16 protein-coding genes, 1 tRNA gene and 2 pseudogenes are annotated in these 17,371 nt (G+C 56.3%); 7 read left to right on the forward strand and 12 right to left on the reverse strand.

The window, feature by feature from the left end:
* Positions 1-162 precede the first annotated feature (162 nt).
* From AC0L7U_RS08630 to AC0L7U_RS08640, 3 genes are all read left to right on the forward strand, one after another.
* Entirely contained in the window at positions 163-1,854 is a 1,692-nt protein-coding gene (locus AC0L7U_RS08630) for a sigma-54-dependent transcriptional regulator (protein ID WP_473695339.1), read from the forward strand.
* A 213-nt stretch (positions 1,855-2,067) separates the two neighbouring features.
* Positions 2,068-2,997, forward strand: a complete 930-nt coding sequence (gene mepK, locus AC0L7U_RS08635; RefSeq protein ID WP_473695341.1) for a peptidoglycan L,D-endopeptidase MepK — start codon at positions 2,068-2,070, stop codon at positions 2,995-2,997.
* 84 nt (positions 2,998-3,081) lie between these two features.
* Positions 3,082-3,933, forward strand: a complete 852-nt coding sequence (locus AC0L7U_RS08640; RefSeq protein WP_473695344.1) for a hypothetical protein — start codon at positions 3,082-3,084, stop codon at positions 3,931-3,933.
* Positions 3,934-4,053: 120 nt separating this feature from the next.
* Here AC0L7U_RS08640 and AC0L7U_RS08645 read toward each other — a convergent pair whose 3' ends face one another.
* The 5 genes from AC0L7U_RS08645 to AC0L7U_RS08665 all read right to left on the reverse strand — a co-directional run bounded on the left by AC0L7U_RS08645 (position 4,054) and on the right by AC0L7U_RS08665 (position 8,933).
* A complete protein-coding gene (locus AC0L7U_RS08645) occupies positions 4,054-4,836 on the reverse strand; it encodes a MetQ/NlpA family ABC transporter substrate-binding protein (RefSeq protein WP_473695346.1) in 783 nt (260 codons plus the stop codon).
* Between the two features lie 27 nt (positions 4,837-4,863).
* The gene (locus AC0L7U_RS08650) at positions 4,864-5,532 is read right to left on the reverse strand and encodes a methionine ABC transporter permease (RefSeq protein ID WP_473695348.1); all 669 of its coding nucleotides are present in this window, start codon (positions 5,530-5,532) and stop codon (positions 4,864-4,866) included.
* The gene (locus tag AC0L7U_RS08655) at positions 5,522-6,592 is read right to left on the reverse strand and encodes a methionine ABC transporter ATP-binding protein (protein WP_473695350.1); all 1,071 of its coding nucleotides are present in this window, start codon (positions 6,590-6,592) and stop codon (positions 5,522-5,524) included. Before AC0L7U_RS08655 ends, AC0L7U_RS08650 begins: the two co-directional genes overlap by 11 nt.
* Before the next feature lie 419 nt (positions 6,593-7,011).
* Complete coding sequence (pyk, locus tag AC0L7U_RS08660) at positions 7,012-8,448, reverse strand: pyruvate kinase (protein ID WP_473695352.1); 1,437 nt, start codon at positions 8,446-8,448, stop codon at positions 7,012-7,014.
* Complete coding sequence (locus AC0L7U_RS08665) at positions 8,445-8,933, reverse strand: DUF1036 domain-containing protein (protein ID WP_473695719.1); 489 nt, start codon at positions 8,931-8,933, stop codon at positions 8,445-8,447. The genes pyk and AC0L7U_RS08665 overlap by 4 nt, the downstream gene beginning before the upstream one ends.
* A gap of 439 nt (positions 8,934-9,372) precedes the next feature.
* On the opposite strand from AC0L7U_RS08665, the gene AC0L7U_RS08670 reads away from it, so the two are divergent.
* Together AC0L7U_RS08670 and AC0L7U_RS08675 are read left to right on the forward strand one after the other, a co-directional pair.
* Entirely contained in the window at positions 9,373-9,675 is a 303-nt protein-coding gene (locus AC0L7U_RS08670; RefSeq protein WP_473695354.1) for a DUF1244 domain-containing protein, read from the forward strand.
* A 355-nt stretch (positions 9,676-10,030) separates the two neighbouring features.
* A complete protein-coding gene (locus tag AC0L7U_RS08675) occupies positions 10,031-10,297 on the forward strand; it encodes a DUF2312 domain-containing protein (protein ID WP_473695356.1) in 267 nt (88 codons plus the stop codon).
* Positions 10,298-10,467: 170 nt separating this feature from the next.
* Here the strand turns inward: AC0L7U_RS08675 and AC0L7U_RS08680 are convergent, their stop codons facing one another.
* From AC0L7U_RS08680 to cpdR, 5 genes and pseudogenes are all read right to left on the reverse strand, one after another.
* Positions 10,468-11,472 (reverse strand): alpha/beta fold hydrolase, encoded by a 1,005-nt coding sequence (locus AC0L7U_RS08680; protein WP_473695358.1) that lies wholly within the window; start codon positions 11,470-11,472, stop codon positions 10,468-10,470.
* A gap of 108 nt (positions 11,473-11,580) precedes the next feature.
* Complete coding sequence (locus AC0L7U_RS08685) at positions 11,581-12,084, reverse strand: tetratricopeptide repeat protein (protein ID WP_473695360.1); 504 nt, start codon at positions 12,082-12,084, stop codon at positions 11,581-11,583.
* Between the two features lie 417 nt (positions 12,085-12,501).
* A complete protein-coding gene (ykgO, locus tag AC0L7U_RS08690; protein WP_473695362.1) occupies positions 12,502-12,621 on the reverse strand; it encodes a type B 50S ribosomal protein L36 in 120 nt (39 codons plus the stop codon).
* 171 nt (positions 12,622-12,792) lie between these two features.
* A tRNA-Val gene (locus AC0L7U_RS08695) sits at positions 12,793-12,867 on the reverse strand.
* A 149-nt stretch (positions 12,868-13,016) separates the two neighbouring features.
* Positions 13,017-13,377: pseudogene (cpdR, locus tag AC0L7U_RS08700) on the reverse strand (cell cycle two-component system response regulator CpdR).
* 183 nt (positions 13,378-13,560) lie between these two features.
* Here cpdR and AC0L7U_RS08705 point away from each other — a divergent pair.
* Together AC0L7U_RS08705 and hisN are read left to right on the forward strand one after the other, a co-directional pair.
* Positions 13,561-14,478, forward strand: coding sequence for an N-formylglutamate amidohydrolase (locus tag AC0L7U_RS08705; RefSeq protein WP_473695364.1), 918 nt, complete (start codon positions 13,561-13,563; stop codon positions 14,476-14,478).
* Between the two features lie 419 nt (positions 14,479-14,897).
* A pseudogene (gene hisN / locus AC0L7U_RS08710) lies at positions 14,898-15,672 on the forward strand (histidinol-phosphatase).
* Positions 15,673-15,715: 43 nt separating this feature from the next.
* Here the strand turns inward: hisN and AC0L7U_RS08715 are convergent.
* Both AC0L7U_RS08715 and AC0L7U_RS08720 read right to left on the reverse strand, forming a co-directional pair.
* Positions 15,716-16,672 (reverse strand): alpha/beta hydrolase, encoded by a 957-nt coding sequence (locus tag AC0L7U_RS08715; protein ID WP_473695366.1) that lies wholly within the window; start codon positions 16,670-16,672, stop codon positions 15,716-15,718.
* A 147-nt stretch (positions 16,673-16,819) separates the two neighbouring features.
* Positions 16,820-17,239: a hypothetical protein gene (locus AC0L7U_RS08720; protein WP_473695368.1), complete on the reverse strand. Its 420-nt coding sequence runs from the start codon at positions 17,237-17,239 to the stop codon at positions 16,820-16,822.
* Between the last annotated feature and the right edge of the window lie 132 nt (positions 17,240-17,371).

Raw genomic sequence — 17,371 nt, forward strand, 5'->3', positions numbered from 1 at the left:
TTTGCGACCGCCTGTCAGGTCTCTTCTTGTAGGCGGTGCTGGCCATGGGACGCAATTGTCTCACTTGGTAATTTTCTTGGGTATCTGCAGGATTTGTTTACCGCTTCAAGACCATGATGCCCCGAATTGAGACAATAACAAGAAAAGCGGATCCCGACGCTCATGCATGCCACAAGCGGTAAAATTCTGGTCGTAGACGATGACCCCATCCAACGCCGCCTGCTTCAGGAGGCCGTCAAGAAATTCGGTTATCGTAGCAAAACCGCCGAAAACGGCATAGAAGCCGTTCAAATCATGACCGGGCCGGAAGGCCAGGACATTGACCTGATCGTGCTCGATATGGTGATGCCGGAGCTCGATGGCATCGGCGCCCTGACCGAAATGAGAAACCGGCGCATCTCGACACCCGTTATCGTGCAGACAGCCCATGGCGGAATTGATGCCGTTGTCACCGCCATGAACGCCGGTGCACAGGATTTTGTCGTCAAACCGGTGAACCCGGAACGGCTTAGCGTGTCGATCCGCAACCTGTTGAAAGTCTCGGTCCTTCAAGACGAGATCAGCCGGGCGCGCAAAAAGGCGTCAGGCACGCTGACCTTCGAAGACATCATCACCCAGTCGCCTGCGATGGACCGCGTGATCAATCTGGGGCGTCGCGCGGCCTCCTCTCATATTCCGATCCTCATCGAAGGCGAAAGCGGCGTCGGCAAGGAGCTGATTGCCAGTGCCATTCATGGCACTGGAGATCGAAAGTCGCGCGCCCATGTCGCGGTCAATTGTGGCGCCATTCCACAGAACCTGGTCGAATCCCTGCTGTTTGGTCATGAAAAAGGGGCCTTTACCGGCGCGAGCGAAAAGCACATCGGCAAATTTCAGGAAGCCAACGGCGGTACGCTGTTTCTCGATGAGGTCGGCGAATTGCCAAGCGATGTTCAGGTCAAGCTGCTTCGCGCCATCCAGGAGGGCGAGATCGACCCCATTGGCGGTCGTCGCCCGGTCAAAGTCGATTTTCGTCTGATCTCAGCCACCAACCGTCGGCTGGTCGATCAGGTCAAGGAAGGGGCGTTCCGCGAAGATCTGTATTACCGGCTGAACGTGTTCCCGATCTGGATTCCGCCGTTGCGCGACCGCATCGACGACATCCCCAGCCTCACCTATCACTTCCTCACGCGCTTTACGGCAGAGGAAGGCAAGCCACAGATCAATGGCATCACGCCAGATGCACTTGCGTTGCTGCAAGCTTATCGATGGCCGGGCAACATCCGCCAGCTCGAAAACACCATCTTCCGGGCCGTGGTTCTGTGCGACGGGCCAAGCCTTAGCATTGACGACTTTCCGCAAGTGGCCGCGGCGGTCGAGGCAGACCCGCGTCCGGCATCCTCGTCATATGGCGCCAGCGCCCCTGCGACGACATATCAGGCATCGACCCAGACCTCTGACACACCGCCGAGTGAGCACATACACTCTGGCAGCCAGCCCCCGTCCGCGGGCGCTGTGCCTCTGCGTGAACCTCTACCGCAAGCGATCAGCGGCGAGATGGCACACCGTCCGGTCCACGGCCACGGAATGCCAGAGCAGCCGTCCAGAAGCCTGTCCCCCCATCTCCGGTCAGATCAGCCACGCGAGCCGATGAGCACCGATGCGTTTCGCCAGACTGCGCCTTTCGGCTTCATGCGCAACCTCGACAAGGAAGGGCATATTCGCAAGATCGCCGACCTGGAGGAAGAATTGATCCGTATGGCCATAGATCATTACTCGGGCCGCATGACAGAAGTTGCAAGACGACTTGGTATTGGCCGATCCACACTGTATCGAAAGCTCAAGGAATACGGTCTGGAAGAAGAAACTACGTAGTCTATCGTAGTTCTTTCAATATACATGCCCCACAATCACCGTATTCTCCGGTTATCCAGCCTCTAAATGCGCCAGCTCACGGTAGTTTGATGCGTGACCATTGAGACAATCAGAAAACAGAGTAAATTCTTTTTAACCTTGCGAAGCTATAAAGCGTGAAGGCCGGGTGGTGGGCACATGGGCGATCAGCCTCAAAAGCGGCGAGAGAGTAATTTGCGTAACAGACTGATTGGACACTTCGCATCGCGGGTGGTCTGGCAGATAGCCGCACTCACCGGTGCCTTTCTGGCATCTTGCCTGGGCTTGAGTGCGGAAGCGCTGGCGGAAACCCGAACGCTGAAGCTTTATAACCAGCACACAAAGGAACGGGTCAACATCACCTTCAAGAAGGATGGTCGATACCTGCCGGATGGCCTGAAGAAGGCCAACCAGTTCCTGCGCGACTGGCGCCGCAATGAAGCGACCATTATTGATCCGCATTTGCTGGATCTCGTCTGGGAAGTGTACCAGAAGGTCAATGCGAGCCAGCCAATCCACGTCGTGTCTTCCTATCGCTCTCCCGCGACCAACAACATGCTGCGCACCCGCACACGCGGTGTCGCAAAGAACAGCCAGCATATGCGCGGCAAGGCGATGGATTTCTTCATTCCCGGCGTCAACCTGGCAACTTTGCGCAAGACAGGCCTGCGCAAGCAGATCGGTGGCGTTGGCTATTACCCCACATCAGGCTCTCCATTTGTGCATATGGACACAGGCGGCGTGCGCCATTGGCCAAGGATGACCCGGTCGCAGCTTGTGAGTGTGTTCCCGGATGGCAAGACCATTCACGTACCAACGGACGGCAAACCGTTGAAGGGCTACAAAGTGGCGCTGGCCGAAATCCGTGCGCGCAAAGCTGGTCAGACAACGTTGATGGCCAAGGCAGGATCAGGCACGTCCAAATCTTCGTCGTCCAGCGGTGGACTGTTTGCCTCGCTGTTTGGTGGCGGCTCGACCAAATCCAAGGCCGCTGCAGATACGTCTCTACAGGCGCCAGGGCTCTTGTCCGCTCCACCGCACCCGTGCAAGTTGCCTCGGTTAACCCCGTTCTCGCACGCGCACCGGTCCCCTCCCTCAAGCAGATCGACCTGGATGATGGCGTAAGCACGACAGCGGCCAGCGACATGCAAGAGGATCAAAACGACCAGGCTCGATGCGGAAGAGGACACCGCAGAAGACGCTATCATCGTGGCAGCGCTGCAATCCATCAGCTCCATTCCGACCATCAAGCCACATCTGAGCGCCAATGTTCCAGCGGAACAGGACGAAATGGCTCCGGCTTTCGAGAATGCAGCACCCAACACCTTCGGCTCACAAGTCGTCGCCATGCGGAGCAGCAAGAGCAACCCGGCGCAGTCTGCACCTATGGCACAGCGGTTCGCGATGACGATGGCCTCACCGCACCAGAAGCCGTCGCAAGCCTTGGCGGATGCCGCACGCCGCCATGCGGTCAAGCGCAGTATGCAGGTTGCGCAGGTTGCGATGGCAAAACCAGATATGGATGATCCCATCGCCGCGATTGCAGCCGTCGCCAGTGAAGAACCAACCCGGCGGACACGAGATGATACTGGCGGCACCCTGGCCTTTGCATCGGCAACGCGAACCTCGCAGTCTGCCCAGATCGCGCAAGCACGCATGGGCCAGCCAGACATTCACCATACGGCATCCCGAAAAGCTCTACAGGCCAGTCTGAAACAGCGTGTCGCCGCGCTGACCCGACGCAAGGCGGAAATGGACGCCGCGCAACGTGCACAAGCCAGCCGCCGGTTGCCGACATCCCAGATCCATGATCCCCTGGCGGGTTTTGTCGCCGCGCGCAACGCAAGGCTGGATGAGCTTGTCGTCTCACAGGGCAACTTGCAAAACCGCTCCATGGCCTCGCTTATTCACCCCGGCCAACGGCAGTTTGATGAACGCCTGATTCGCCCGGGCAATCGCTTCGTCAGCGGCGGCTTCGCCCGCAAGCCTTACGGCGTGTTGCAAACCGCAGCGTTTACCGGGCCTGCTGTCGTCACCTTGCCGCTGACATATATGCAGTGACGTTCGACGATCCTCACAGCGGTCAACGCAAAACCACATAAAAACGCCCCGGATCTCGTGAATGAGGTCCGGGGCGTGTTCAGTTGTCTTCATCGCGCCTGTCTCGACGCAGCTTTCGGCTTACCAGGATGTGAGCACAAAGCCTTTGTACTTCGTATTGATGAAGTCCTTCACAGCATCACTGTGATAGGCCTTGATCAACGTCTGAACCCAGGGCTTGTCCTTGTCTTCATCACGCACAGCGATAACGTTGACATAAGGCGACTTGGCACTTTCCCGTGCAATCGGGTCCTTGGCCGGGTTGTAACCAGCCTCAACCGCATAGTTAGTGTTGATCACGGCGGCATCAACGTCCGTCAGCGTACGCGGCAGCTGTGCTGCATCGAGTTCGATGATCTTGATATCCTTCGGATTCTTGGCAATATCAGCCGGTGTGGCGCTGAGGCCTGCACCCGCACGCAGCGTGATCAGGCCCTTGTCGGCCAGGATCAACAGTGCACGTCCGCCATTGGTAGGGTCATTCGGGATCGCAATGCTGCCGCCTTCCGGAAGATCATCAAGACTTTTGATCTTCTTGGAATAAATGCCCATCGGGAAGTTCAGGGTCTTGGCAACGCTTTCGATCTTGAACCCGCGATCCTTGACCTGATTGTCGAGATACGGCTGATGCTGGAACGAATTCGCATCCAGATCGCCATCATTCAGAGCCTGGTTCGGCACAACATAATCCGAGAAGGACATGATCGTGATATCGAGGCCGTCCTTGGCCGCGACTTTCTTGACCACTTCCATGGCTTCTTCGTGAACGCCCGGTGTGACACCGACCTTGATGGTCTGAGCCATTGCGGTGCCTGCGGAGAAAACAGCAGCGGCAAGTGTTGCTGCAGCAATCAATTTTTTCATGACAAAACTCCTCAAGAGTGCGGCGGGTCAGTTCTTGCGATTTCGCTTGTCGAACTGCCGTGCCAGTAGATCGCCGGTTGTCTGGACCAGCTGAACAAGAAGAATAAGGACAATCACCACCGCCAGCATGACGCTCGGCTCGAAGCGTTGATAGCCATAACGAATGCCAAGGTCCCCCAGACCGCCGCCACCAACTGTCCCCACCATGGCAGAGAAACCAATCAGACTGACGATGGTCAGCGTGATTGCATTGGTGATCGCAGGGCGAGCTTCAGCAAGAAGCACCTTGCGCACAATTTGCAAGGGCGTTGCCCCCATGGACCGGGCAGCTTCGATCAAGCCCTTGTCGACTTCGCGAATGGCGGATTCCACCAATCGCGCTACGAAGGGAATGGTCGCAACCGTCAGCGGGACGATGGCCGCACCTGTGCCGATGGAAGTCCCAGCCACCAACCGGGTGAAGGGAATAATCGCCACCACCAGAATGATGAAAGGGGTGGAGCGGGTTGCATTGACGATCAAGCCAATAGTCCGGTTCACAAGCGGTGCAGGAAACAACTCACCTTTGCCGCTGGTGGCGAGGAACACGCCAATTGGCAGGCCGATCAGAGTCCCGATCAGACCGGCCACCGCGACCATGTCGACGGTCTGCCAAAGCGAATGGGCGAGCAGGCTGAAAAGTCTGTCAAACGGCATAACCAATGACCTCCGTTGCGAGACCGGTTTCTTCGTAAAAGCGGTTGGCGCGTGCCATAACGTCCGGCGTTGCCGGGTACGACACAACCAATGAGCCATAAGGCTCACCGTCGATCTCGTCGACGGTGCCTGCCATAATGTTGACGCTGGTGCCAAGCCCGGTCATCAGGCGCGACGTCAAAGGCTGCCCGGACGTTGCCCCGAAGAACGTCAGGCGGACGTAAACCTGATCGCCATCCTGCGGCTGTGGGCGCAGTCGTTGTGCAATCCAGTCAGGCAACCGCGTGCCCGGCAGCGACGACAACAAAATGCGTGTCGTCGGATGCTCCGGTCGTGTGAAGACGTCAAAGGTGCGACCACTTTCGACAATCAAACCCTTGTCGATCACAGCAACGCGGCTGGTGATCTCTTTCACCACTTCCATCTCATGGGTTATAAGAAGCACGGTGAGACCCAGGTCCTTGTTGATCTTGCGCAAAAGTTCAAGGATCGACTGAGTGGTTTCCGGATCAAGTGCCGATGTGGCCTCATCCGACAACAGCAGCTTGGGGTCTGTCGCAAGCGCACGGGCAATACCCACACGTTGCTTCTGCCCGCCGGAGAGCTCCGCGGGATAGCTGCTTGCCTTGTCTCCCAAGCCGACAAGATCCATCAGCGGCCCAACTTTGGCGCGGATGGTCGTGCGGTCCACGCCAGCAATTTCCAGCGGCATGGCGATATTGTCGAAAACGGTGCGTGACGACAGCAAATTGAAGTGCTGAAAGATCATGCTGACCGAGCGGCGCAATTGGCGCAACTGACGCTCACCCAAAGGGGCGACGTCCGTGCCGTCTACGATGACCTTGCCGCTGGACGGTTTTTCAAGACCGTTGACGAGGCGCACCAGCGTCGACTTCCCGGCGCCAGAGCGGCCGATAATACCGGTGATCGAGCCGTGCGGAACCTCGAAATCGACGCCACCGAGAGCAGAGAACGCAGGCTGGTCTTTTTGTCCGGAGAAGGTCTTGGTGACCTTCTCGAACGCCACCATCGGTTGACGCCCCCCTGACAACGAAGACATCTCGGGCACCGACGTGCTCGCAGCCCCAGGCGCAGTTTGATTTACGTGCATAAGAAACTCTTTTGTAAAGTCACGGAAGGAGAGGAAGAGGACCCGCAAGAGCCCCCACACAGCCGTGCTTCACATTCGCAACGAAATGACAGGTCCTGACATCGTTGGTTCACCTTTCGAACACGAGATTCAAAATCCCTCAACAACAGATAAGGATATCTTTATACGTAAATATGAGTAGAGTAAAAGGAATATTTTTCGAAAGTTTTCCAGCTCTGCACAAAAACCGCCCACCACATGTCTTCGGATGGCGCATAAAAAGCAAGGGCAGCGTCGCAAAGCCAGCGTTCGCAATGCAGTGATGGCAAAGAAAAAGGCGAGCCCCAAGGCCCGCCTTTTCAAATTTCATTCAATGACGCGCAGTCGAGTTAACCGGCCGCCTGACCTTCCTGACCAACAAATGCAATACGCAACATGTTGGTGGAGCCAGGTGTTCCAAATGGCACGCCTGCCGTCACAATGATCCGCTCGCCAACTTCGGAGAAACCTTCGTCAGCAGCAATCCGGCAAGCCCGGTTGACCATGTCATTTTCGGTCTTTGCGTCATCACTGACAACACAATGAACGCCCCATGCCAGCGCCAGACGACGTGCCGTATCCACAACCGGAGACAACACGATGATCGGCGAAGACGGCCGCTCGCGGCTGGCACGCAGAGCTGTTGCACCGGAGGTGGTGTAACAAACGACTGCGGACAGCTTCAGCGTTTCGGCAATCTGACGCGCAGCAGCCGAGATGGCATCTGCCCCGGTTGCTTCCGGCTCGGTGCGCTGTGCGTAGATGATGTTCGGATAATTCGGGTCCTGTTCGACCTGATGAGCCACCCGGTCCATCGTCGACACGGCCTCGATGGGGAAGTCACCAGCAGCCGATTCGGCTGACAGCATGACGGCATCCGCACCTTCGAACACAGCAGTTGCCACATCAGACACTTCAGCGCGTGTCGGCACCGGAGAGCTGATCATGGATTCCAGCATCTGCGTTGCAACAACGACCGGCTTGCCTGCACGGCGGCATGCGCGGATCATCTGCTTCTGCAAACCCGGAACCTGCTCAACCGGCATTTCCACACCCAGGTCACCACGGGCAACCATGATTGCATCAACCAATTCGATGATTTCAGGCAGACGGCCAATGGCCTGCGGCTTTTCAATCTTCGCCAGGATACCAGCCTTGCCGCGCACGATTTTACGTGCCTCAGCAACATCTTCCGGGCGCTGAACGAACGACAGGGCAATCCAGTCAACGTTCTGTTCCAGAGCGGCCGTCAGATCCTTGTGGTCCTTGTCCGTCATCGCGCCAGTGGCAATTTCGGAATCCGGAACGCTGACACCCTTGCGGTTGGACAACTTGCCGCCAACGACAACTTCGGTCGTTGCCGATGTGTCGGTGCATTCCAGAACCTTGAGCTGGATCTTGCCGTCATCGAGAAGGAGACGGTGACCAGGCTCAAGCGCCTTGAGAATTTCAGGGTGAGGAAGATGAACCCGGTTCTTGTCGCCTTCAGTCGTATCGGAATCGAGCGTGAATTTCGCACCGTTCTCCAAAACGACTGGCCCATCGGCGAAAACGCCGACACGCAGCTTGGGGCCCTGCAAATCGGCCAGAATACCGATCGGACGTCCAACTTTCTCCTCCACCGCACGGATACGCTTCACAAGCGTTTGAAGCAGTTCGTGATTGGTGTGGCTCATGTTGATACGGAACACGTCCGCGCCAGCACGATGCAACTTTTCAATCATCACTTCGTCCGAGGAGGAGGGTCCGAGAGTTGCCAGAATTTTAACGCGTCTATTACGCCTCATCGCCCACCTGTTCCTTTTTGAACGGGCTCGGTCAACTGCACGGTCCAGCTGCTTTGTTCGCCCGTATCAACTTCAAAAAATCCCGTGCGTTCATAGCCGCGAGCAACACAATCCTTGATACCGCGGATGGTGAATTCCTTTTCCTTGGTACACATGAAGGCTTGTCCGCCCCACTCGCCGAATTGGTCGTAATCAACAGCGTAGATATAATAGTATCGTGACAGAAGAGTGCCGGGAACAAGAGTTTCACAGGAATTGGACTCCAGGTTCCACCATCCCTCGGTCACCCAATCTGTCTTGTCCTTGTATCCAATCGCGACACCGACTTTGCTGTCCGTCTTATTGCAAAGACGAAGCTCAGCCTGCGCTGCGCTGCTGTAGAGAAAAACAAGGAAGAAGGAAAAGCAGGCGACCTTGAGCGCTGAGGTGGCGCGTTTCAGTACCGAGACGGCGTCCGCCCGGTGTGGTTGCCCATCCTTGATCATGTCGAACATTATTCTCGCAGCTTTTGACTTCCGCTTTTTGATAGGACACAGGCTCATTTGTCAACGATCATGGCGCGAAAGTCATTCATGTTTATGAGGGGCGGCCCCAAAAGCGAACCAAAGCGAAAGGCCGTTGCAACCGGGGCTACTCTGGTTTCATGCCAAGAATGAGGCAAGCCCTCTCCTCCACACACACAAAGCTATGCGCTGGCGTGGCAATGGTAAAGTGGACAAAGATCGAACCTTGCATCTCAGAGGGCACTCAACCCCGTTTTCCCGCGAACATCAGTCTCGCTCTTCATTTTCCCGACCACATCGCTTCCTCACCAACCGCAAAATCATGTCAAAGATCACCGTCCCCTTGCTTTTGCCATATCGGGCAGTGACCTTGCGTGCTCAAAGCATGGTCCGACTCATTCACGTCTCACGGAGCTTCATCATGAATCAAACCACACGCACAGAACTGGAGGCCGCCGCCTTTCGGCGTCTTGTCGCCCATCTGCAAACGCGAACAGATGTGCAAAACATCGACCTGATGAACCTGGCTGGATTTTGCCGAAACTGCCTGTCGAACTGGTATCGTGAGGCAGCCGAAGAGAAGGGGTTGGAAATGGACAAAGAGTCTTCCCGCGAAATCATTTACGGCATGCCTTACAGCACCTGGAAAGACCTTCACCAGAAGGAAGCGACACCAGAGCAAAAGGCCGGGTTCGAGGCATCCAAACCGACCGATGCGGCCTAGGAAGCGGACTCATAAATGCGCTTTAAATGGCGTCAGAAAGCACAAAGAGCTGCAAGGAAGGCGGTGAAGGCGGGCTTTGGTCGGTTGAACCGTCTGACGCAGACGGATCGCCGCAGTTTTGACATTCAGGAAGGACCGAGCAGATTTCCCTGCCTGTGGCGTTGTGATGTCTTGAAAACTGAACGGCTTTCTGCGCAGCCGCGCCTCACAGGCAGAAAAATCCGCTTCGACCATTTGAAACGCATTTATGGGGCCACCCCCTAACAAGGCTTGACCTGACAGGCCAGTTCTGGCACGGCAGTTCATCCTTCAGCATTGAAAATCAAGAACACAGACAACTAGGAGAAGCAGACCCATGTCAGATCCGGGCGGAGTTGCCGGCGATCAGCTGCGTGCCTTTATCGAGCGCATCGAACGTCTCGAAGAAGAAAAAGTCATTTCCGACGACATCAAGGATGTCTACGCGGAAGCCAAGGGCAATGGGTTCGATAACAAGATCCTGCGCAAGGTCGTTTCCCTGCGCAAAAAGCAGCCGCATGAGCGCGAAGAGGAAGAAGCCGTTCTCGAGCTTTACCTTCAGGCTCTCGGCATGCTTGGCGCAGGCTCAGCCGCAGAATCCTAAAAAGGTCGTCTGCGCAGCATGGTTCACCCTGCTGCGCAGACCTGACTTGACCCGAGCCCCCCTCTGCGTGTGCCTACGCAACTTCTGGTGCGCGCGCACAGGTCCGGTCCCTCCACAAGACCGATTAGCCATGCGCAAGACGTCAGATCGACCACATCCCAACCGGCATTTCAGGCCTGAGCCTCGCGGCTGAGTAGATCAGGTTTGCCGACGCTCCGGCTCTCGCTCACGTTGAAGACCTCATCCATGATCCGGGCTGCATGGCTATGATGCGGCATGTGCCCTGCCCCTTCGAGCACAATCAACCGGGCATTGGGCAAGTCTCGCTCAAGTCCCTTGGCATGAATACTCGGCCAGACCACTCCATCCGTATCTCCTGTCACGATCACAGCTGGCTGCCTGATCTGGTCATAAGTTTTTGCCATGCGTGCCACACAGGCATGAAGCGCATTGATGTCCATTGTGTTGGCTCTAAACGTCCCCGGACGTAGCAGCAATTCCAACTGAAGAGCATCGGCATAACCAGCAGGCGCAGGTTCCGGCGCAAACGTGCTGAGGATCGCTGCGGGAGCGATGCGTTCTGCGACCGGCAAAGCCACCGTCCAGCAGAAGAGCCACCCCAGCACAGGCCAAGACGCAACGTGATTGTACCAGGCCACTCCGCCCGGCCACGGATGCGTTGCCGGAGAGATGAAGCAGACAGCCTCCACCTTGTCGGCACGCTCCTGCGCCAGTGCAGCAGCAACCGCGCACCCGTAGGAGTGTCCAACCACCACACACCGAGCAATCCCGAGATCGTCGATCAGCGTGGCGATTTCACTCGCCTGCGCAACCGGATCAGAATGCTTGGAGAAATCACGCGTCGAAAAGCCGAGACCAGGACGGTCCATAAACAGACAGTCCTGATCGTCTGGCAGATGCGCATCAAAAGCCATGCGCAGATCTCGCAGGTTACCACTGGCACCATGAATGAAAACCAAAGTTGGTTTTTCACGTGCGGCCTCAACATTGTGCGCCGGGATCAGGAGATAGTGCTGCGTCACGCCATTCCGCTTGATCAGTGCGCCGAGAGGATGACAACTTCGGTTGATCTGCGCCACGCGAAACGCGGTGTAGGCGGCAAGCGCTGCCAAAAGAACACAAAGAGCACCAAATAGAACAAGAACATCAATCATGCGGTAGTATCTGGAGCTCTTGCGCAACAAGACAAGGGACTGAGGCTCTGCCCTCCGATCCGCCCCTTGTGAAAAGAACTGCGTCGCAGAGAAAAAGCTCAGAGTGGACTAAATGGACTGCCCTGCTTCTTCAGCTTCAATTTCCTCGACGGCCTCTTGTGCGTCTTCAAGACCCGGATTGATGGACAGCGCCTTTTGAAAAGTGGCGAGCGCTTGCTTGTCCATCCCCAACATCCGCTGAATGATACCAAGTCCGGAGATCGCGCCCCAATGGCGCGGTTCCAGCTCCAGCGTCCTTTCGATGTCAGACAGGGACTTGCCGAAATCTTGCTGCATGTAGAACACCGTCGCACGCCGGTTCCAAGCCTCCGCATATTTCGGGGCAAGCACGATGACTGTGTTCAAAAGATCCAAGGAAAGTGGGTAATTCTTTTGTCGCAAGGCAATGGCCGAGCGTTCCATCAGCAAATTGACCGTGTCACTGCTGGTTGTCAGCCAAAGACCCTGAATCTGACGCGCCAACAGCTTGGCACTTGGGCCATCTTTTGCCTTGGCGAGCCTTGGCAAACAGGCTATTGAGACGCTCTGCTCTTGTCGCAGATGCTCGCCCACTTTCGGCGACCTCAGGGGGCGCCTGGTCAGCCTTCTCACCAGACGCTGAGGGCATATCCTCATCCGATGGCAAAAGTGTATCGAGATCATCCGGAGCGGGATATTTTTCTTCTGGCAAGATGGGCGTCTTGGCCGAGCCTGCGACCGACAAGAGGCCAACAGACAAGATCCATGTGCCAGGCGCATAATTTGGACATGAGTCAACACACCGCACAGTTCCAGACTGTGCGGAACTGAATGTCAGAGCTGTGGCCTGCGCCGCCTCTGGCAGAAGCAGATAAAAGAAAAGCCCGACAATCGATCCGACAAACGAAAAAAACCGCATACCGACAAGATGACCTCGTCGGTTTCAGCGGTCAATCCGTTAAACGGACAATCAAGAAGAAGCTGGCGCCAAAAAGGCGCCAGATATCAACCCTAGCGCGCTTTGAAACGCGGGTTCTTCTTGTTGATGATGTAGACGCGGCCGTTACGACGAACCATCTTGTTGTCGCGGTGGCGGGCCATAAGCGCTTTGAGCGAATTTTTGATCTTCATGAGATTGTCCCCCAAAAGGACCCTGTTACCGTAAACATGAAACGAGCGCCAAAGGCGCTCGCAGCTAAGAATGATCCTCTTCGAAAACTGCTGCACGGATCCAGCCTCGCGCAATTTTCTTTTTCGAGAACCATCCACGTCAATCGAACATTTCGTTCAAAAGCGTATAAATGGTGGGCGTGACAGGGATTGAACCTGTGACCCCTTCGATGTCAACGAAGTGCTCTCCCGCTGAGCTACACGCCCGAATTTCTCGGTGTTACAGCGCCTCAACGCCGTCGGTGGATGGGGATATAACGGGCTTCTGAGGCCGACGCAACACCCTTTTTCAAAGAACCTGCGAATTCGTCCACAGCCTCTTGAAAAGTCTGAACATCCTGGGACAGATGGCGGCCTCAGGCTGCCAGCATGCGATCCACTTCATGCACGAGGTCCTTCAGGTGGAAAGGCTTGGACAGCACCTTCGCATCCTTCGGAGCATCGGATTCCGGATTAAGCGCCACTGCTGCAAAGCCCGTGATAAACATCACCTTGAGATCGGGATCGAGCTGTGTCGCGCGGCGCGCCAGCTCAATGCCATCCATCTCAGGCATGACGATATCGGTCAGCAATAAGGAAAAAGGCTCTTCGCGCAAACGCTCGTAGGCGCTCTTTCCGTTATCGAAGGAAACGACATCATGGCCAGCGTTTTCAAGCGCCTTGGCCAAGGAAGCGGCGCATGTCATTGTCATCTTCCGCAAGAAGGATACGCGGCATGTTCTGCAACCATATTGATCTAAGAGAATTATTGTCGTGGCAGGACTACCCGCCAACCCTGCGCCGGTTATATAGTCTGTACGAGTTGTAAAGATAGAGTGAAACTGCGAATACGTGCTCGTCAAGCGCATCTGTGGACGGCATGTTAATGTCCAGAACAGGGAAAAAGCATAAGGGTTGTACATGCCGGCTGGCTCGAACGCGTGGGATCAGGCACTTAGAGACTTTGACGGGACATCTGCGTTTGAAGTGCTGGCGCCTGCGCAACAGCGCGTGCCATTCATTTTCAACTCTCCGCATTCCGGTCGTGTCTATCCGGACACCTTCCTGGAGCGCTCGCGTCTTGATCCTCATACGATCCGCCGCTCGGAAGACGCCTTCGTCGACCAGTTCTTCACCGCTGCCGTTCCATTGGGGGCAGCGCTCCTGCGAGCCCATTTTCCACGCGCCTATCTGGATGTGAACCGAGAGCCCTACGAGCTTGATCCGCGCATGTTCGATGGAAAGCTGCCGAATTACATCAACAGCCGGTCCATTCGCGTTTCTGGCGGGCTTGGCACCATTGCCCGCATCGTCAGCGAAGGGCAGGAGATCTATCGCTCGCGACTACCTGCAGACGAAGCATTGGGACGGGTGGAGCACATCTACAAACCCTATCACCGAACCTTGCGCCGGATGCTCGCTGAAACGCATGTGACCTTCGGGTATGCCATCCTGATCGACTGTCACTCGATGCCGTCGACCGTCAAATGCAAGGACACCGGCTATCAGCCAGACTTCGTGCTGGGAGACCGTTTCGGCACCAGCTGCGCCCCAGATCTGACCGAATTTGCAGGTAATCTGCTGCGCAACCTTGGCTATCGCGTGTGCTGCAACAAGCCTTATGCCGGTGGCTTCATCACAGAACATTATGGGCGGCCGACAAAAGGGCTGCATGCTCTGCAAATCGAAATCAATCGCGGCATCTATATGGATGAGGCAAGCCACACGCCACACTCGCACTTCTTGCAACTTCAGGCAGACTTGCAGCTCTTCATCGAAACCTTGTCATCAATGCCGGACAATTGCTTCATTCGGGATGATCGCATCGCGGCTGAATGACTGCGCCATTGACGTGCCATCCCCTCCATTCCTCTCCCAAGAGAATCAAAGAGTGCGGTGCATCATTTCTCCATTGAGAAAGCCCGTAAACGCTTTTGAAGTCTGGACACAGAAAAAAGGGCCGCACAACCGGCGGCCCGAAAGTCTAGGGAGGAAACGCCCAAGGAGGGCGACGCTACTCGGAAAAAATCGTTTCGCGATGCAATAAAATTCTCACCGCAACGCAAAAAGGTCAAGCCTTGCTTATGGGCACAACCGCCCCAAAACTATGCAACAGGCCCGCGTTTAAAGTTTCCCCTGACACGCGCCATTTGAAAGCGTATGAAAAACCTCACCTTTATTCGAAACCCTTCCATCAATGCCCGCCAAACATTGAGGCTGCAAAAATGACTTTTCCTCCCGCTTCTTCAGAAAATTCCATGGCTGCGTTCATGAACGAGCTTGCAACAGCCGCCGGGCAGGCGATTCTGCCCCATTTTCGCAGCTTGAGAGCGGTCGAAAACAAGGAAGCCGACGGCTTTGATCCCGTGACCATTGCCGACAAGGCCAGCGAAGCCGCCATGCGCGCGCTCATTCAAGCTCGGTTCCCCGAGCATGGCATTCTGGGTGAGGAAGAGGAAAGCCTCAATCTGGATGCTGAAACCATCTGGGTTCTGGACCCGATTGACGGCACCCGCGCCTTCATCAGCGGCCTGCCCACCTGGGGAGTACTGATCGGCCTCAAGACGGCCGACGCACCCGTGCTGGGCATGATGTCTCAGCCTTACGTAGGCGAGACCTACATGGGCGACACAAAAAGTGCCTGAGTACAGCGGGCCACTTGGCGAAATAACGCTGAAGACACGCGCGTGCAAGGAAGTGTCAAATGCAGTCCTGATGACCACCTCGCCACGTATTTTTACAAGCCCAGAAAAAGCAGCCTATGACGCCGTCGAAGCCGAGTGCAAGCTCGCGCGCTACGGCACGGATTGCTATGCCTATTGCATGCTGGCCGCCGGACAGGTTGATCTTGTGATCGAAAGCGGCCTGAAGCCTTATGACGTAACGGCTCTGATCCCCATCGTTGAAGGCGCGGGCGGTGTCATGACCACCTGGACAGGGGGATCCGCCACGGATGGCGGCCAGATCATCGCCAGTGGCGACCCACGTTTACATGACATCGTACTCAAGAAACTGGCCCACGCTGCGATTTAAGCGGAACCACTCACGACCCACAGCAAGGAAACAAAGGCGCAGATCAGTCTGCGCCCACCTCGCTGCCCGGAATGAACGCATCAAACGCAGCCCAGAACTGCTGCCGATAGACATCGGCCTCCATCATGATTTCGTGTTTGCTTCCAGGAACTTCCACATAGCCTGCAGCTTTCATGCGAAAGGCCAGATCTTCGGCCGCTTGCGTTGACACAATCCTGTCCTTGCCCGCCGTGATAAACAAGCAGGGCAGCGACACCGACCCGCCAAAAAGACGATGCCTGAAGGCCAACAATGCGCGGCTCATCGCCCGAACCCACATATAGGTCGGACCGCCCAGTCCAAGTTCGTCGGACGCTTCCAGCACATGAACCATACGGGCAAAGCGGCGTGGGTCACTGGTCTGTCGATTGCCTTCGAAAGGATGGATATGCCGTGCCTTTGTGCCAGGCACGAAACTGCGCCCGAAACCCACCCAGGACAACACCCGGACAAGATACAGCAAGTGCCGTTCGCGTCGCAGTGACTTGACGAAAAGCCCGGTAAAGGGAGCGCAGAGCACCGCCCGATCCAGCATGGTGCGCAAACGTCGATGCGAGGCGAGCAGAACCGTTCCACCAGCTGAATGCGCAAGCGCAAAATGCGGCCCGGCATATTCGGCAAGTGACACTTTCCTCAAAATGGTCAGAAGGTCGTCCTGATATTGCGTCAGACTGCGCACATGACCCTTGCGGCGATGACGCAACGCGCGCTGCGACCCTCCCTGCCCACGCCAATCAAAGGCAACGACATCGAACCCGCGCGCACGCAACTCGCCAATGACTTCAAAATATTTCTCGATAAACTCTGCACGACCTTGCAACAGGGTCACTGTGCCACGCCGTAGCGATCCTGTTGCCCGCCAATGCGCATAACGCAAAAACACGCCATCAGCGGTTCTTACCATCCCGCTTTGCGCGTTGGCCGGGATCAGATTGTCCGGTGTTTCAATCAGATCTATCAACGCGGGCAATCTCCCGTGAGCGCTCGAACAGAACCACAGTCTCACTGATACCGGGGATACCTGCCCCCTCAAGAGCAAAGGCCCCGGCACCCACAAAAGGAACGCCGAGACCTTTGACACATCACAAAGGCAGTGTTGCCTGCCATCTTACCAACGGTATCCCCAATGACGACCTGATGCCCCCATCGGACGCTGGCCGATCACGTGACCGCTGCGGCTATCAACGACAAGGCGCATGGTCATGCCCTTCCAGCCTCGTGCCCGCACGATATAAACATTGGGACGCTGACCGATCACCCGGATGTGGCGATAGCCCTGTCGATGCAAGCGGCGCGTGACGCCACGGGCGTCCAATTTACCATTGGGACGATGATTCCGGTCCCAGCGACGGTCACGGCGCTCCTGACGTCCACGCCAATCGACCTTTTGAACATGAGCCTGCTGACTGGTGGTCTGCGCAACCGTCGCGGTTGCATTCCCTAGCGCCGCCGAGGCGACGCCGGCGAAGATCGACAAGGCGATGGCTGCGGCGAAAGGCGCTGCGATAATTTTTCTCGTGAAGGTCATGGCGTTTCTCCTTGGCTGATGCGCCGCCTTTTCTGCGACGTTGATCTTACCTTGCCATGCCCGACTTGAACCAAATTCGAACCGCCTGTTCATCTGCCATTCAGGCGCAAACCACGATCACGATAAAAATTG

The sequence above is a fragment of the Roseibium sp. 10G30-5 genome (genome assembly GCF_055809635.1).

Excerpts from the sequence above, each read along its gene's own strand:
- AC0L7U_RS08630 (WP_473695339.1), top strand. The coding sequence starts at position 163 with ATGCATGCCACAAGCGGTAAAATTCTGGTCGTAGACGATGACCCCATC.
- AC0L7U_RS08645 (WP_473695346.1), bottom strand. The coding sequence starts at position 4,836 with ATGAAAAAATTGATTGCTGCAGCAACACTTGCCGCTGCTGTTTTCTCC.
- AC0L7U_RS08650 (WP_473695348.1), bottom strand. The coding sequence starts at position 5,532 with ATGCCGTTTGACAGACTTTTCAGCCTGCTCGCCCATTCGCTTTGGCAG.
- AC0L7U_RS08655 (WP_473695350.1), bottom strand. The coding sequence starts at position 6,592 with ATGTCTTCGTTGTCAGGGGGGCGTCAACCGATGGTGGCGTTCGAGAAG.
- pyk (WP_473695352.1), bottom strand. The coding sequence starts at position 8,448 with ATGAGGCGTAATAGACGCGTTAAAATTCTGGCAACTCTCGGACCCTCC.
- AC0L7U_RS08665 (WP_473695719.1), bottom strand. The coding sequence starts at position 8,933 with ATGATCAAGGATGGGCAACCACACCGGGCGGACGCCGTCTCGGTACTG.
- AC0L7U_RS08670 (WP_473695354.1), top strand. The coding sequence starts at position 9,373 with ATGAATCAAACCACACGCACAGAACTGGAGGCCGCCGCCTTTCGGCGT.
- AC0L7U_RS08675 (WP_473695356.1), top strand. The coding sequence starts at position 10,031 with ATGTCAGATCCGGGCGGAGTTGCCGGCGATCAGCTGCGTGCCTTTATC.
- AC0L7U_RS08680 (WP_473695358.1), bottom strand. The coding sequence starts at position 11,472 with ATGATTGATGTTCTTGTTCTATTTGGTGCTCTTTGTGTTCTTTTGGCA.
- ykgO (WP_473695362.1), bottom strand. The coding sequence starts at position 12,621 with ATGAAGATCAAAAATTCGCTCAAAGCGCTTATGGCCCGCCACCGCGAC.
- AC0L7U_RS08705 (WP_473695364.1), top strand. The coding sequence starts at position 13,561 with ATGCCGGCTGGCTCGAACGCGTGGGATCAGGCACTTAGAGACTTTGAC.
- AC0L7U_RS08720 (WP_473695368.1), bottom strand. The coding sequence starts at position 17,239 with ATGACCTTCACGAGAAAAATTATCGCAGCGCCTTTCGCCGCAGCCATC.